This is a genomic window from Salimicrobium album (genome assembly GCF_900107115.1).
Taxonomy (GTDB): domain Bacteria; phylum Bacillota; class Bacilli; order Bacillales; family Halobacillaceae; genus Salimicrobium; species Salimicrobium album.
This window is the reverse complement of sequence record NZ_FNOS01000005.1, coordinates 268,520-283,070: the sequence shown is the minus strand read 5'-3', so window position 1 is coordinate 283,070 and position 14,551 is coordinate 268,520. Positions and strand designations below refer to the sequence as shown.

The 14,551-nt window shown below is 46.3% G+C and carries 15 protein-coding genes; 6 read left to right on the top strand and 9 right to left on the bottom strand.

What is annotated here, in order from left to right; genetic code table 11:
- Nucleotides 1–50: 50 nt before the first annotated feature.
- Nucleotides 51–251, bottom strand: a complete 201-nt coding sequence (locus BLU03_RS11020) for a hypothetical protein (protein ID WP_008588461.1) — start codon at nucleotides 249–251, stop codon at nucleotides 51–53.
- A 147-nt stretch (nucleotides 252–398) separates the two neighbouring features.
- On the opposite strand from BLU03_RS11020, the gene bshB2 reads away from it, so the two are divergent.
- Both bshB2 and BLU03_RS11010 read left to right on the top strand, forming a co-directional pair.
- Nucleotides 399–1,085, top strand: coding sequence for a bacillithiol biosynthesis deacetylase BshB2 (gene bshB2 / locus BLU03_RS11015; RefSeq protein ID WP_093107793.1), 687 nt, complete (start codon nucleotides 399–401; stop codon nucleotides 1,083–1,085).
- Nucleotides 1,086–1,267: 182 nt separating this feature from the next.
- Entirely contained in the window at nucleotides 1,268–2,017 is a 750-nt protein-coding gene (locus BLU03_RS11010; protein ID WP_076571401.1) for a FixH family protein, read from the top strand.
- Nucleotides 2,018–2,070: 53 nt separating this feature from the next.
- Here BLU03_RS11010 and typA read toward each other — a convergent pair whose 3' ends face one another.
- Complete coding sequence (gene typA / locus BLU03_RS11005) at nucleotides 2,071–3,912, bottom strand: translational GTPase TypA (RefSeq protein WP_008588455.1); 1,842 nt, start codon at nucleotides 3,910–3,912, stop codon at nucleotides 2,071–2,073.
- A gap of 115 nt (nucleotides 3,913–4,027) precedes the next feature.
- On the opposite strand from typA, the gene BLU03_RS11000 reads away from it, so the two are divergent.
- From BLU03_RS11000 to BLU03_RS10990, 3 genes are all read left to right on the top strand, one after another.
- Nucleotides 4,028–4,939, top strand: a complete 912-nt coding sequence (locus BLU03_RS11000) for an RluA family pseudouridine synthase (RefSeq protein ID WP_076571399.1) — start codon at nucleotides 4,028–4,030, stop codon at nucleotides 4,937–4,939.
- A gap of 112 nt (nucleotides 4,940–5,051) precedes the next feature.
- Nucleotides 5,052–6,005, top strand: coding sequence for a TIGR03571 family LLM class oxidoreductase (locus BLU03_RS10995; protein ID WP_093107791.1), 954 nt, complete (start codon nucleotides 5,052–5,054; stop codon nucleotides 6,003–6,005).
- Nucleotides 6,002–6,709, top strand: coding sequence for a DUF5694 domain-containing protein (locus BLU03_RS10990; RefSeq protein WP_008588448.1), 708 nt, complete (start codon nucleotides 6,002–6,004; stop codon nucleotides 6,707–6,709). Before BLU03_RS10995 ends, BLU03_RS10990 begins: the two co-directional genes overlap by 4 nt.
- 41 nt (nucleotides 6,710–6,750) lie before the next feature.
- On the opposite strand, the gene BLU03_RS10985 is transcribed toward BLU03_RS10990, so the two are convergent.
- Entirely contained in the window at nucleotides 6,751–8,382 is a 1,632-nt protein-coding gene (locus BLU03_RS10985) for a BCCT family transporter (RefSeq protein WP_076571397.1), read from the bottom strand.
- A gap of 168 nt (nucleotides 8,383–8,550) precedes the next feature.
- Between BLU03_RS10985 and BLU03_RS10980 the strand changes: the two genes are divergently transcribed.
- Nucleotides 8,551–8,817: a hypothetical protein gene (locus BLU03_RS10980; RefSeq protein WP_076571395.1), complete on the top strand. Its 267-nt coding sequence runs from the start codon at nucleotides 8,551–8,553 to the stop codon at nucleotides 8,815–8,817.
- Here BLU03_RS10980 and BLU03_RS10975 read toward each other — a convergent pair.
- The 6 genes from BLU03_RS10975 to BLU03_RS13540 all read right to left on the bottom strand — a co-directional run bounded on the left by BLU03_RS10975 (nucleotide 8,810) and on the right by BLU03_RS13540 (nucleotide 14,487).
- Entirely contained in the window at nucleotides 8,810–9,064 is a 255-nt protein-coding gene (locus BLU03_RS10975; protein WP_093107789.1) for a hypothetical protein, read from the bottom strand. The two genes, BLU03_RS10980 and BLU03_RS10975, sit on opposite strands and share 8 nt — an antisense overlap.
- Nucleotides 9,065–9,211: 147 nt before the next feature.
- The gene (gene mbcS / locus BLU03_RS10970) at nucleotides 9,212–10,777 is read right to left on the bottom strand and encodes an acyl-CoA synthetase MbcS (protein ID WP_093107787.1); all 1,566 of its coding nucleotides are present in this window, start codon (nucleotides 10,775–10,777) and stop codon (nucleotides 9,212–9,214) included.
- 151 nt (nucleotides 10,778–10,928) lie between these two features.
- On the bottom strand, nucleotides 10,929–11,780 hold the full coding sequence (locus BLU03_RS10965; protein WP_008588437.1) for a YitT family protein: 852 nt from the start codon (nucleotides 11,778–11,780) through the stop codon (nucleotides 10,929–10,931).
- A 154-nt stretch (nucleotides 11,781–11,934) separates the two neighbouring features.
- On the bottom strand, nucleotides 11,935–12,804 hold the full coding sequence (locus tag BLU03_RS10960; RefSeq protein WP_076571389.1) for a DNA-3-methyladenine glycosylase family protein: 870 nt from the start codon (nucleotides 12,802–12,804) through the stop codon (nucleotides 11,935–11,937).
- Between the two features lie 130 nt (nucleotides 12,805–12,934).
- Complete coding sequence (locus tag BLU03_RS10955) at nucleotides 12,935–14,239, bottom strand: Na+/H+ antiporter family protein (protein WP_076571387.1); 1,305 nt, start codon at nucleotides 14,237–14,239, stop codon at nucleotides 12,935–12,937.
- Nucleotides 14,240–14,337: 98 nt separating this feature from the next.
- Nucleotides 14,338–14,487 carry an SE1561 family protein gene (locus tag BLU03_RS13540; RefSeq protein WP_008588430.1) on the bottom strand — a complete coding sequence of 50 codons (150 nt, stop codon included), beginning with the start codon at nucleotides 14,485–14,487 and terminating at the stop codon, nucleotides 14,338–14,340.
- Nucleotides 14,488–14,551 lie beyond the last annotated feature (64 nt).

Here is a 14,551-nt window from a genome sequence, read left to right as displayed (position 1 = left end):
CTCTCTGTTCTTCAGGATACGTCACTTCACCAGAACCTATAATCACCACGTCAGGGCGTCGGTTCTTCATCACGTTCCACTTCCACGGTTTTAAGATTACCTACTTCATCAAAATCAATATAGAGAAATTCTCCGGGCACCGCAAAAGCTTCCAGCCTTTCACGAAGTACCAGCAGCTCATCAGTTTCTTCCCTCTCCTGAACGAGGACGGCGAATTCCTGCTGGAATCGGGCAAGTTTGTAACGGTTCATTGTACCGCTCCTTCCTTTTTTCTGAAAATACCCTTTTATTTCGAAATCTAAACAAGCATACTTTCTCCAAAGAATCCTTTTAAGCAGATGAATTTATATTTCTTTAAACTTCTATCATAATGAATATAGCTAAAGGAGGAAGTCTGTATGCTTAGGAACGAAAATCACGTATTAGTTATTTTTCCACATCCGGACGATGAGGCATTCGGAGTAAGTGGCACTATATCCTCGTATATTAACCAGGGGGTTCCGGTCACCTACGCATGTCTCACATTGGGAGAAATGGGAAGGAATCTCGGAAATCCGGCGTTCGCCACGAGAGAATCCCTTCCTGAAATAAGAAAAAAAGAACTGCAGAAAGCAGCGGAAGAAATGGGACTCAGAGACCTTCGCATGATGGGATACCGGGATAAAACACTAGAGTTCGAAGATGATGATAAGCTCCAGGGTCTGGTGGAAGATCTTCTGGAAGAACTGGAACCTTCCCTCGTCATAAGTTTCTACCCGGGGTATGCTGTACACCCTGATCACGAGGCGACAGCCCGTGCTGTTGTCCGTGCCTTACGGAACATCAAAGAAGAAGAACGCCCTGCTTTTTATGCTCTCGCTTTTGCGAACGATACGGAGGAAAATCTCGGGCAGCCGGATGTGTCTCACGATATTTCGGAAGTCCAGGAAAAGAAACTGAGAACACTGAAAGCGCACGACTCCCAGACATCGCAGCTCCTGAGCGATCTCGAAGCAGGAGTAAGAAGCGGGAATCCGGAAGCTATGAAATGGGTGACCCGAGAACAATTCTATTCATACAACTGGAAAGAAGACAACGTAGACTGACCCTCATTTTCAGGGTCAGTCTTTTTGCATACACGGGTGCAGTGTTTCCGGATTTCCGGATCTCCTGCTCCCCCGCCCCCCGGCCGGCATGGAATGAAAAAATATTTTAGGGAATGTTCACAGACGAAGTCCTGAAACCATGATATGCTGAAGGAAACACATAATAAAGGAGTATTACCCATATGAAAAAAGCAATCCCGTTCTTATTACTAATAATCACTCTTGCTGCCTGTGGTTCGGCATCTTCCGAGAAAGAATCCACGGATTCAGAGAAAAAGGAGGATGAAATGGCTGCCGCTCCTGTAGAGGTGGAGGTCAGCTTTGAACCTCACCCCCTCACGGCCGCGGAGAATGCAGATATTACCGCTACAGTGACCCAAAATGCGGAGCCGGTCAATGATGCCGAATACGTGGAGTTTGAAATATGGAAAACGGACCAGGGACAGGAGTCATCCGAAACGATTCAGGCCGTACAGTCGGAAGAAGGAAAATACACTACCCAGTACAGTTTCTCTGAAGCCGGCTCCTACCAGGTTATCGCCCATACACAGGCCCGGGGACTTCACACCATGCCTCAGAATGAAGTTACGGTGGAAGGCGCAGATGGACAGACTTCCGAAGATGGTAGCCACAGTCATGCATCCTCCCCTTTCGAAGTAACGCTTGAAAAATCCCAAAATGATGAAGGAACCGTATTAAAGACGACAATCAATAAAGACGGGGTTCCTTTCGAAAAAGGAGAGATCACTTATGAGATCTCGAGCCCGGAATCAGAGAAGCATGAATATGTGGATGCAGAAGAAACAGAACCGGGAGTTTACAGGGCCCGGCATTCCTTTCCTTCCAAAGGCACCTACACAGTGGCAGTCCATATAGAAAAGCCTTCCGAAGAGATTCATCAGCACCAGGAAAAGAAAGTCACGATCCAGTAGTTATTTACCACAAAAAAACCGGAGACTCCTCGTCTCCGGCTTTTTCTGTTCTTCTATTCTTCAGCGTTCTGTAACTTATTCCTTTTAGCGGCACGGTCGCGTTCACCTTTGTTAAGGACTTTCTTACGAAGACGAACGTTTTCAGGCGTTACTTCGCAATACTCATCGTCATCCAGATACTGAATCGCTTCTTCAAGCGTAAGGTCACGAGTCTTCTTAATAGTGTTCGTCGTGTCCTTCGTAGCTGAACGTACGTTAGTCAGGTGTTTCTCTTTTGTAATGTTTACGGTCAGATCGTTTTCCCGGACGTGTTCTCCGACAATCATTCCTTCATAAACATCCGTACCAGGGTCGACGAAAATTGTACCTCTGTCTTCAAGGTTCATAATTCCGTACGTTGTAGCCTTCCCTTTTTCCTGGGAAACAAGTACCCCGCTGCGGCGTCCGCCGACATTACCTTTCTGTAATGGAGCGTATCCGTCAAATGTATGGTTCAGAATACCATACCCGCGTGTCTGGCTCATGAATTCTGTGGAATAACCGATCAGTCCACGGGAAGGTACGAGAAACTCAAGACGTACCTGGCCGTTACCATCGTTGACCATGTCTTTCATTTCACCTTTCCGTGTACCGAGTGATTCCATGACGGCACCCTGATACTCTTCGGGTGTATCCACCTGGACACGTTCCATCGGTTCACACTTCACTCCGTCGATTTCCTTGATGATTACTTTAGGTTTGGACAGTTGCAGTTCGAAACCTTCACGGCGCATATTTTCCACCAGAATGGAAAGGTGCAGCTCTCCACGTCCGGATACGGTAAAGGCATCCGGGGAAGAAGTAGGTTCCACACGCAGACTTACGTCTGTTTCCAGCTGAGTAAGAAGACGCTCCTCGATTTGACGGGAAGTCACAAATTTACCTTCCCTGCCTGCGAATGGACTGTTGTTTACAAGGAAAGTCATTTGCAGTGTCGGCTCATCGATACGCGGAATCTCCATGGCTTTCTGGTTATCTTTGGCCGTTACCGTTTCACCGACGTTAATGTCCTCAAGGCCGGCAAGTGCGATAATATCGCCGGCTTTCGCTTCAGTTATCTCCACCCGTTTCAGACCGATAAAGCCGAACAGTTTGGAGATACGGAAGTTCTTCACGGAGCCGTCTTTCTTCATAAGGGAAACGTTGTCTCCCACTTTCAGTGTTCCCTGAAAGACACGGCCTACTCCGATCCGTCCGAGATAATCGTTGTAATCCAGAAGCGTTACCTGGAATTGCAACGATTCATCCCGGTTGTCGATCGGGGCAGGAATATTGTTCATGATAAGGTTGAAGATCGGTTCCATCGTCTCTTCCTGATCATCTTCCCCTTCTCCGGAAGTACCGTTCAGGGCAGAAGCTGTGACGACAGGGAATTCAAGCTGCTCATCATCTGCACCCAGTTCGATGAAAAGATCGAGCACTTCGTCGATGACTTCCTGAGGACGGGCATTCGGACGGTCGATTTTATTCAGTACTACTACAGGCGTAAGCTTTTGTTCAAGTGCTTTTTTCAGAACAAAGCGTGTCTGCGGCATACACCCTTCATAAGCATCGACGACGAGAAGAACGCCATCCACCATTTTCAGAATACGTTCAACTTCCCCGCCGAAATCAGCGTGTCCTGGCGTGTCCAGGATGTTGATTCTTGAATCTCCATATTGAACAGCGGTGTTTTTGGACAGAATCGTAATTCCGCGTTCTTTTTCCAGATCGTTGGAGTCCATGGCTCTTTCACTTACATTTTCGTTGTCACGAAATGTTCCAGAATAACGTAACAATTGGTCTACTAACGTCGTTTTTCCGTGGTCGACGTGTGCAATAATAGCAATATTGCGAATATCATCTCTAAGTTGCACGGTGAAAACACCTCTTTCTACTCGTTTCATTTTTTAACCTACCTATTATAACATAGTGTATACATAGTTCAACAACATGATTACAATAGATTCACAGAAAAGGGGGGAGAAGTCTATGGAACGACATGGTGAATGGCTACATATGACCGTACCCGAAAATTGGTCCGGAATAACAATAGCTAACGTAATGAAGAATAAATGGAAGGTGCCGAGAAAACTGAGACACGATTTCCGCTCCAACGAAAAAGTGTTGCTGAACGGCAGTCCTCCCCACTGGAAAACTGCTCCTGTGCGGTCCGGAGACATACTTTCCTTAAATTTTTTTCAACACGAAGACTTTACTCTTCCTGAATTCGAAATGGAGCTGGATGTCCTTTACGAAGACGACCACGTACTGGTCGTAAACAAACCGGCGGGAATGTTCACCCATCCAAATGGAGCTGCTGATATCCAGCAGACGCTATGGAATGGCATAGCCTTTTACTGCAGAAAACAACAATTACCCGTCTTACCTAAATATATTCACCGGCTCGACCGTCACACCTCCGGAGCCGTACTTTTTGGAAAGCACGCTCTGGCCACGGCGATACTGGGAGATATGATGAAAAACAGACGAATCAGCCGTGCATATGCAGCTAAAGTACACGGCCTTGTGGAAAATGACAACGGGCGTGTAGAGGTGCCGATTGCAAAAGACCCCGCTCATCCTGTGAAAAGAATGGTCGATGAAGACGGGCAGCCCGCCATTACTAATTATCACGTTGTACAGCGGGGACAGGATTATACACTTCTCAGTCTGAAACTGGACTCGGGCCGCACTCATCAGATCCGTGTGCATCTGAGTCACCTGGGGCATCCGCTCCTTGGAGATGATCTTTATGGAGGACAGGGCGATGTACTTGGACGCCAGTCTCTGCATGCAGCCGCTTTGTCTTTCCCCCACCCTTTCACGGGAGAAATAATCACGTGTGCCGCTTCGTCCGAGACGACGCCTTTTTTCACAGAAGAAGAGTTACGCTCTTTCTGAATCGCAATATTGGGAAATTGCCTCGCCCTTTCTCTATACTGGGAAGAAAGCTATATCTTTACTTGTCTGCACAATCAGCCATACTTAATTTTTTGGAAAGGGGAGAATACTGTTGAAAGAGCATAAAGGATTCACTTCTATGTTTCAGAAAAGAAAACTTACGCTTGGGCTGAATATTCCTATAGAGGCTCACGGGAAAGAGGTACCCATACTTGATCGGCAGGTGGAGCGGGCACAACTGGCAGAAGAAGCCGGATTTTCCTGCTTATGGTTTCAGGACGTCGTACTTGAAGACCCCACGTTTGAAGATCCTGCCACCGGTCAGATTTTCGACAGTCTGATTTACCTCACTTATCTCGGAGCACACACAAAGTCGATAAATCTAGGTACTGCAGCAGTAGTAACGCCGTTACGTCATCCGCTCCGCCTTGCCAAGGAAGCTGCGAGTATAGAACGGCTTTTCCCGGAGAGACTAATACTCGGTATCTCTTCCGGAGACCGGCGTAAGGATTTCGAAGGGCTGAACGTCCCGATTATGAAGAGAGGACGCCTGTTCCGGGAATCTTTCGACTTCTTCAAAAGAGCGATAAGCGAAGAATACCCGGCACTCGAATCCCCCATGGGCAAACTCGATAAATCCAACCTTGTCCCGAAACCGTCTTCTCCCATACCTTTGCTCATGACCGGCTACTGTCAGCAGACGTTTGACTGGATTGCGGAAAATGGGGATGGGTGGATGTTTTACCCGCAAGCTCCCGAAAAACAGAAGGAGATGGTAGCATCCTACAGAGAGAAAGCAGCAGAGTTCCACGAAGATGAATTCCATCCATTTATTATGCCGCTTCCTGTGCAGCTGGAGGAAAACGAAGATGCCCCCCTTTCGAAGATTCCGGCAGGATACCGCGGTGGACGGAGAGCGATCGTTGATATTTTGAAAGAGTACAGGGAAATCGGAGTGAATCACATTATGTTCAACCTGGCCAAAAGTGAGCGGCCTGTAGAAGAAGTGATTCACGAATTTAAAGAATATATTATACCTGCTATTGAGGAGGAAAATTTCTCATGAGTCGTCTTTTACTGATAGCAGTACCTAACTTTTCAGTTCATCCCGACCTCGTCCAGGAGGAGAAAATTTCGTCTATTGCGGAGTCTTTCGCTTCATTTGAACCGACTGCGATAGCTATCGAGAAAAATTACTATGTGGAAGAGGAAGTCAACAAAAATCTCGATTCTTATCTCAGGGAAGAATTCATTCTTACTTATGATGCACTGGAGCAGTTCTCTTTCCGCACGGCAGAACAGGCAGGGCTTGCCGTCCTCTATATGGTTGATGAAATCGTGAATATGTCCGACCCTTCCCTCGATCAGGTATTTACCTGGGTGGAAGAGTATCAGCCGTCTTTGTTGAAGGAAATCATATCCATTAAACAAAAAGCGGACGCTTTTCGAACGTACGATGATATCCAGGGGGTTTTGGAACAGATAAACAGCGATACCTACATCACTCTCATTCAACACCTGCACGCCTCCATAAATATTGCAGGGGATCGGTATCACCAGGTCGGAACGGCCTGGCTGAAACAATATTTTGAAAAGAATCTGGCGATTGCCGCCAATCTGGAAAGAATGATCCGGCACGAAGAGCGGATCATTGCATTTGTAAGCGAGGAAACACTCCCCTTACTGAAAAATCTTTTAAAAAACAGCAATCGTATTACGCTGGAGCACCCCGACTCCTACTTAACCCGTCACAATTCTTCGAACGAATAAAAAGCCGCCTCTTCCTAGCTGGAAGAGGCGGCTTGATGTTTCTATTTTTGATCCTTTTGATTCTTTTGATCATCTTTGAAGACCTGGGAAGCGGCACGACGCTTGCCTTCTTTTTTCCAACGTTTAATATGAATCGTCGGTGATTCATAATCATCTTCTGATCTGATATCCGCGCTGGAAGCTTTCATGAACGACCAGGCAAGCAGGAACATTATGAAGATGAGCGGAAAACCACCTACGATACTGGCCGTCTGCAGTGTACCGAGTCCCCCGAGGAAAAGAAGAACAAGAGGCATCAGACACAGGGCAAAAGCCCAGAACAAACGGTTCCATCTTTCCGGTTCTCCTTCGATCTCTTTCTGAACGACAGAAGCAAGAATATAGGAAGAGGAATCGAATGTGGTTGCAAGAAAGATGATTGCCAGCACAGTGAATACAAACACCATAAAAGGAGCAAACGGCAGCTGGGCAATAATTTCAATGATGGTTGCCGGAGCACCGTTGGCCTCCAGGAAGGAGATTGCATCGAACTGACCGGTAAGCTGCAGATAAAGTCCGAAGTTCCCCATGATACCGAAGAAAAGGATACTTCCGAGACTTCCGTATACAATCGTACCGAAAATCATTTCGCGAATCGTCCGGCCTCTTGAAATCCTGGCAACAAACAGACCGACGAACGGAGCGTAAACGAGCCACCACGCCCAGTAGAAAACGGTCCACGCTTCAGGGAAACCGGTTTCTTCAAATTGTCCAAGATTTCCAAATGGTTCCATCCAGGTAGCCATTTTGAAGAAATTATCCAAAAGGATCCCGACGGCGTTGAATGTCGTTTCCAAAATGAACCGTGTCGGTCCTACAGCTAATATAAAGGCGAGTATAAATATGACCAGCCATATATTGATGTCACTAAGCACCTTAATCCCGTTTCTTAGTCCCGAATAGGAACTGACGGCGAATATTCCGGTGGCTACAAGCATAATGACAGCCTGCATTCCGAGAGTGACGGGAATGCCGGTCAAATAATTGACCCCCTGGGCAATCATCGGTGTACCGAGAGCGAGAGTCGTTCCGGCACCGCCCATCAGACCGAACATAAATAACACATCTATGATATTCCCGACAGGGCCGTCCACCCATTTTCCGAGGACCGGACGTACTGCTTCACTTACTTTAAGTACAGGTTTTCGTCTTACGTAAAAGAAATATGATATAGGAAGTGCGGGTAAGGTGTAAATCGCCCAGGCGATTGGACCCCAGTGGAAAATCCCGTAAGCGGTAGACCACTGTATCGCTTCTTTCGATTCCGGCGCTATGCCAAAAGGAGGTCCCTGGTAATAGTATACCCACTCTATGACACCCCAGTACAGAATACTTGAGCCGATACCGGCGGCGAATAGCATGGCCGCCCAGGAGAACGTATTGAACTCCGCTTTTTCTCCTTCTTCGCCAAGTTTTACATGACCATTCTTACTGAATGCTACAAATACGAGGAATGCAAAAACTGCCAGCCCCATGGCCATATAAAGAAACCCGAATTTATCGGTCATAAAATCGTTCGCTTGCCCTACCAGTTCTTTACCTGCTTCCGGAAATAAAATGAGCGGAACAGTTACAAGCAGTAGAAGAGCCAGTGCCCCAAAAAATGTGGGCCAATCCATAATCCGTTTATTCATTTTCTCCATCCTTTCCAAAAGCTTGTGTTGTTTCATTGCTGTGTACGGTTTAGTATTGTAACAAAGCCTTAAAATAAGTCAAAGGGAATTCATTACTTTTCGACCATATTATGGTTAATTTCACACAGTTTAAAAATATTAAAAAAAGGGAATGAGGAAAAGTTATTCATGAAAAAATTCTTTGAAAAATGGAAGCTTGACGCCCTGTACGTACCCCTTGTAACCGCATACCCGGCGGGCTTATGGTTGCTTCTTGGATCGACGGAATGGCACGCTACGACACTGACTCTTTATATATTATGCATCCTCTTTTTATCATTCTCCGGCTTCGTGGAAACCGGTGGAGATTCAGGCAAAGAAATTTTTTTCGGCTACGTCTATCTGACAGGTGCCCTGTTCTTTTCTGCAGCCGGTTTGTGGATGTGGCTTATATAAAGAACAGGAAAGGCAGAATCATTGGTATCATGATGATTATAGTGAAAATCAGCCACTCTGTCTTCCGGTCCCCTTTCACCTGTTTGTAATAGGACATCCCCCAGGCTAAAAGCAGCAGACCCGTCATAATTATACTCCTTAAATGCAAGTCCCCGTCTTTATTATTCGTAAAGATGAACAGACCTCCCTCCACCAGTATCAGTATACCGACGATACTATTGAAGAGATGATGAAATGTATTGCTCATGTTACTCTCTCCTTTCTACTTCCATCATACCTTATAGCTCTTACTTCCATAAAACAAGAAAAATTCCCGCGCGAAAAGCTGTCTTTTTTCACTAAACAGGCGCAGAAGAGCGTTGTTCTTCTGCGCCTGTTTCTGATATTATTTCATTTATTTCTCTTTCTTCCTCAATTCGATTCTCCGTATTTTTCCTGAAGTCGTCTTCGGCAGCTCCTCGATAAACTCGATTTTTCTCGGATATTTATAAGGGGCCGTTTCCGCTTTAACATGATCCTGCAGTTCTTTGACGAGCTTCTCGTTCCCTTCCACGCCGGACTGCAGTACAATAAAAGCTTTGACTACGTTACCTCTTACCTCGTCGGGACTTGCGACCACTGCGCATTCCTGGACGGCTTTATGTTTCACGAGAGCATCTTCCACTTCGAAAGGCCCGATCGTGTATCCGGAACTGATGATGATGTCATCACTTCGGCCTTCGAACCAGAAGTAACCTTCTTCATCTTTTTTAGCCTGGTCTCCGGTAATATAATAATCCCCTCTCCGGGACATTTTCGTACGTTCCGGATCTTTATAGTATTCTTTGAACAGGGCCGGTGTATCAAGATGCACCGCTATATCCCCTACCTCCCCGACTTCTGCCGGTTTACCTTCTTCATCGATTACATCCACATCGTTGCCCGGTGTAGGGCGACCCATCGATCCCGGGCGCACTTCCATATCTTTCATAATCCCGACAAGCAGAGTGTTTTCCGTCTGACCGTAACCATCCCGTACCGTGATGTTGAAATGATTTTTGAACGTATCGATCACTTCCCGGTTCAGCGGTTCACCTGCGGATACGGCACTGTGAAGCGATTGAAGCGAATAATCATCAAGATTATCCACTTTGGCCATCAGCCGATACTCCGTAGGCGTGCAGCAGAGAACATTCACGTGATAGTCCTGCATAATCTGCAAGTACGTCCGCGGGTCGAATTTACCTTGATAAATAAGTCCACACGCGCCCGTGCCGAGAACGGAAAGGAAAGGTGTCCAGATCCACTTCTGCCAGCCCGGCCCGGCTGTAGCCCAGACTACGTCGTTCTCTTCTATAGCCAGCCATTTGGATGCAGCCGTCTTCAGATGGGCGTACCCCCATCCGTGAGTGTGCACCACACCTTTCGGGTTTCCGGTAGTCCCGGACGTATATGGAAGAAAAGCTGTGTCGTCCCTGTGGGTCGGAGCCGCTTCCAGTTCCTCCGATGTATTTTTAATTTTTTCTTCAAGAGATATCCAGCCTTCTTTCCCTTCTCCGACAGAAAACAGATGAAGATCATCGATCCCTTTCACTTCATCAAACTGTGAAGTGAATGGATGATAGCAGGCTACGGCTTTCGCTTCTCCGTGTTCTATGCGGTACTGCAAATCTTTTGCCCGCAACATCTCCGACCCCGGTATAATGATGATCCCTGTCTTCATAGCAGCAAGATATACTTCGTAGGCTTCAATCGTCCGCGGAATCATGATAACTATTTTGTCTCCCGGTTTCAGTCCTTCATTCAGGAAAGCGTTACCAATTTTGTTTACTCTTTTCATTAATTGCTGATATGTAGCTTCCTTTTTGTTGCCTTCACTGTCAATCCAGATTAAGGCCTTCCGTTCTTCACCCCGGGCATACTTTTCCATTTCGGAAATAATATTATACTGTTCCGGTGCAATGAGTTCCTTTCTATCCATTAAAAATCCCCCCAAATAAAATGTATCTCTTTCATTATACCTAAGATTCTGATTTTTTGGAATGATTCAAACAATTATTATGCCAGAAAAAACCTGCTTCGAATAAAGAACTTTACGCAAAAGGGTTCTTTGTCCAAAGCAGGAGTATTTATCAGGAAGCTAAACGTTTGAAGTTTTCTCCCAGTATTTCATTCATTTTGTGTACAGTGATAAACGCATGCTCATCAATGAGAGTCATGGATTTTTTCAGGAGAGTGTATTCTTTTCTGGTCAGCACCGTAGTGATCACTTCTCTGTCCTCTTTGTTGAAAGCACCCTTAGCCTGATGGATAGTAGCTCCGCGACCCAGTTTTTCTACAATATACTGACGGACTTCGTCACTTTCCTGGCTGATGATGACGACTTCCTTGTTGTCTTCGAACTGTTCGAGAGCGTAATCTATAACGAGACCGTTCAAAATGACTCCGAAAAATGCATACATGCCGATAGCCGGGCCGAATACGAGTACGGAAGATATCGCGATAGCAATATCGGAGACGAGAACCCCTTTCCCGACTTCAATGGAGAAATATTTATTGAGAATCATAGCGATAATATCGGTACCTCCGGTGGAAGCACCCTGATGGAAGACGATAGCCATTCCGGAAGCTGCGATGATCTGACCGATAATCAGCTGAATCAAAATGTCCTCGCTGAGCGCTTCCTGAATAGGAAAATACGTCTCAAGCCCCCACACCATGAAGGATAAAGCGAAACCCGCATATATCGTCTTCGCGCCGAAACGAAAACCGAGAAAAATGAATCCGACGATAAATAAAAGAATGTTGAGTATAACCATAATCAGCCCGAGAGACAGTCCAGGGAAAACATTACTCATTACGATGGAAAGACCACTGACGCCTCCGGTAGCCAAATCGTTAGGAGACAGAAAGTAAGTTACGTTCACTGCTACAAAAAGAGCACCAAGATTCATCAGCAAAAAACTTTTCATTTGTTTCCACATGGAACACAACCCCCTCGTTTTATCCGTAATTTCTTCTCACAAAGACGGATTATAACGAGTCTTACACCCTTTGTAAACAGGCTTCGGAAAACTTTCCCAAGTAAGCGGATACACCCTGAAACTTCTGAATTATCTCCACTTTCAATGCATTTTATTACTGTTCCATAAGACTTCTCCACAACAGGAGTGAAGCATAACTTCTGTAGGGTGCCCACTCCCGGCTGACCCGAAGCATTTCTTCCTGCGAAGGTTTCGATTCTTTTCCGAAATACAACTTCCAGGCGTTCTGGATCCCTACATCCGCTTCCGGAAAGAGGTCTGCACGGCCGAGTGCTCTCATCTGCCAGTTCTGGGCCGTCCACTTCCCTATTCCCCGCACTTTGGTCAGCTGCGTTATCGTATCTTCCGCACCAATCTGTTCAAAATCGTTCAACTCCAGCTCCTCGCGGGCGATTTTACCGGAAGTATCGATTACATATTCCGCCTTTCTCTGACTGAACTGCAGTTCCCGGAGGTCATCATATGCGAGTGAAGCCACTTTCTCCGGAGACGGATAAAACCAGACGCCCTTTTCCTTTTCCCCGAAATTTTCTACAAATCTGGTACTCAACCGATATGCGAACGTTTTATTAAGCTGCTGATGGATAATCACTCTCATGAGTGCATCATACATATGAAAACTTCGGACTACCGGTGTGGCCGGAAACTTTTTCTGAAGGTCGGCTAACGAAGTCCCGAGGAAGTGAGCGTCCACTTTCTCAAGATCAACGTCCCATTGAAAAATTTCGTAGAGTCTATTTACTACAGTATCTCTATCCCGCTCCCCCGTAACCCGGAACTCCGGCGCATCTCTTGTACCTGTAGACTGCACACGTGCGACTTCTCTTTCATTGCCATGAAGTACCAGCGGAACATCCACCCACTGTTCCTGCTTGTCCAGCCGGATGAGCGGGTCTTCTCCCATACGATCCAGTACAAACGAAAAATCATAACGGAACGGCAATTCGATATTTTCTGTCCACATAATCATTCCTCCCGCTTTTTCTCTACCTTACTTCAGTATAGACGAAACCTTAGGCTCTTCAGGAACCGTTGAAAATTAAAAGCCTTACTTCTTCCCGAAGAGAAAAAGTAAGACTTTCAATAAAGTGCCATCAGAATAGAAGGCTCGCCGCCCATCCGAAAATGATCAGAGGTATATTATAATGCAGGAAAGTCGGTACGCATGTATCCCAGATATGATTGTGACGACCGTCCGCATTAAGACCCGACGTAGGTCCGAGCGTACTGTCGGAAGCGGGGGACCCGGCATCACCGAGAGCCCCTGCCGTACCGATCAGAACAGCGATCGCCATAGGAGAGTAACCGACTTCCAGGCAAATCGGAACGAATAACGCAGCAAGAATAGGGACGGTAGCGAAAGACGAACCTATACCGATGGTAACGACAAGGCCTACGAGAAGAAGCACGAGTGAAATTACTGCTTTATTATCACCGATCATGCCTGAACTCGATTCCACGAGGTCCTGGACAGAAGCTGTTTCTGTAAGGACGTTAGCGAACCCGGCAGCCGTCAGCATGACAAAAGCGATAAAACCCATCATGGTTATGCCCTCTCCCATCGTACGATCACCATACTGAAAAGGAACGACTCTGAAGATGAACATAACGATCAGTCCGGCAAGAGCTGCAAATATAAGGTTCCCCCACACTGCCTGTATAAAGAGCGTCACTACGATCGCTATAATGGTGTAAACGTGCTGTTTTCGAAATGTCACCTGCTCATCTTTCGGTATTTCGGAAAGACCGCTTCCATCCGAAGCGCGCGGCTCCCTTGGTCTCCTGTAAGTGATAAGTACAGCGACGAGAAGACCGGTCACCATCCCGAGACCAGGTATTATCATCGATTTGGCGATCGTACTGATAGATGTTTCCACTCCATTCGACTGCATCGCATCCTGGATTGTCTGGTGGAAAATAAGACCGAAACCGAGCGGAATAGTGACATAAGGTGCTTTCAAACCGAATGTCAGTGCTGCCGCTACAGCTCTTCTGTCCAATTTCATCTGGTCGAACATGTGTAAAAGCGGTGGAATAAGAATCGGAATAAAAGCGATGTGTACAGGGACGACGTTCTGTGAGAGACTCGCCACTGCTGCTATGATGAATACGAGCCATACTTTTTTATCTTTCAGCAGGTGCAGGAGCGTCTGCACGAGAAGCGTCGTAATACCCGAAAAACTGATGGCGGCCGCAAAAGCTCCCAACAGTATATAACTAAGTGCCACCTCAGCCTGGTCTCCCATGCCGGCGATGAACAAATCCAGAGCCTCCGTCAGCGATTCTCCGTTCATCACTCCCGCTGTAAGACCTGCAGCTATAATTGCTACTATAACATTGACCCTGGCCAGACTGAGAATAGTCAGAACCAGCACGGATACAATAACAGCCGATGCCATCATCCCCACCCCTTTCATCTCATTAACGATTTACCATGATAAAGAATAAATATAAAAAAATCAACCCTTTCCCATAATGTCTGAAAAGGTTGAAAAAGTCATTTCATTCTATCTTCGAGTTCATCAAGCATTCGTATCAGTTCATCAATATCTTTGACGTCCGTTTCTTCCGGATCCAGTTCATCGATCCGTTCGGCGAATTGAGCCAACTTCAGTTTCAAATTACTCAGTTTTTCCTGATCCTCCATAAAAAGCTCCTTTTCTTCTAAATCGGTTCCAGTTCATGATAGTACAGTTCAACCGCACTGTCGA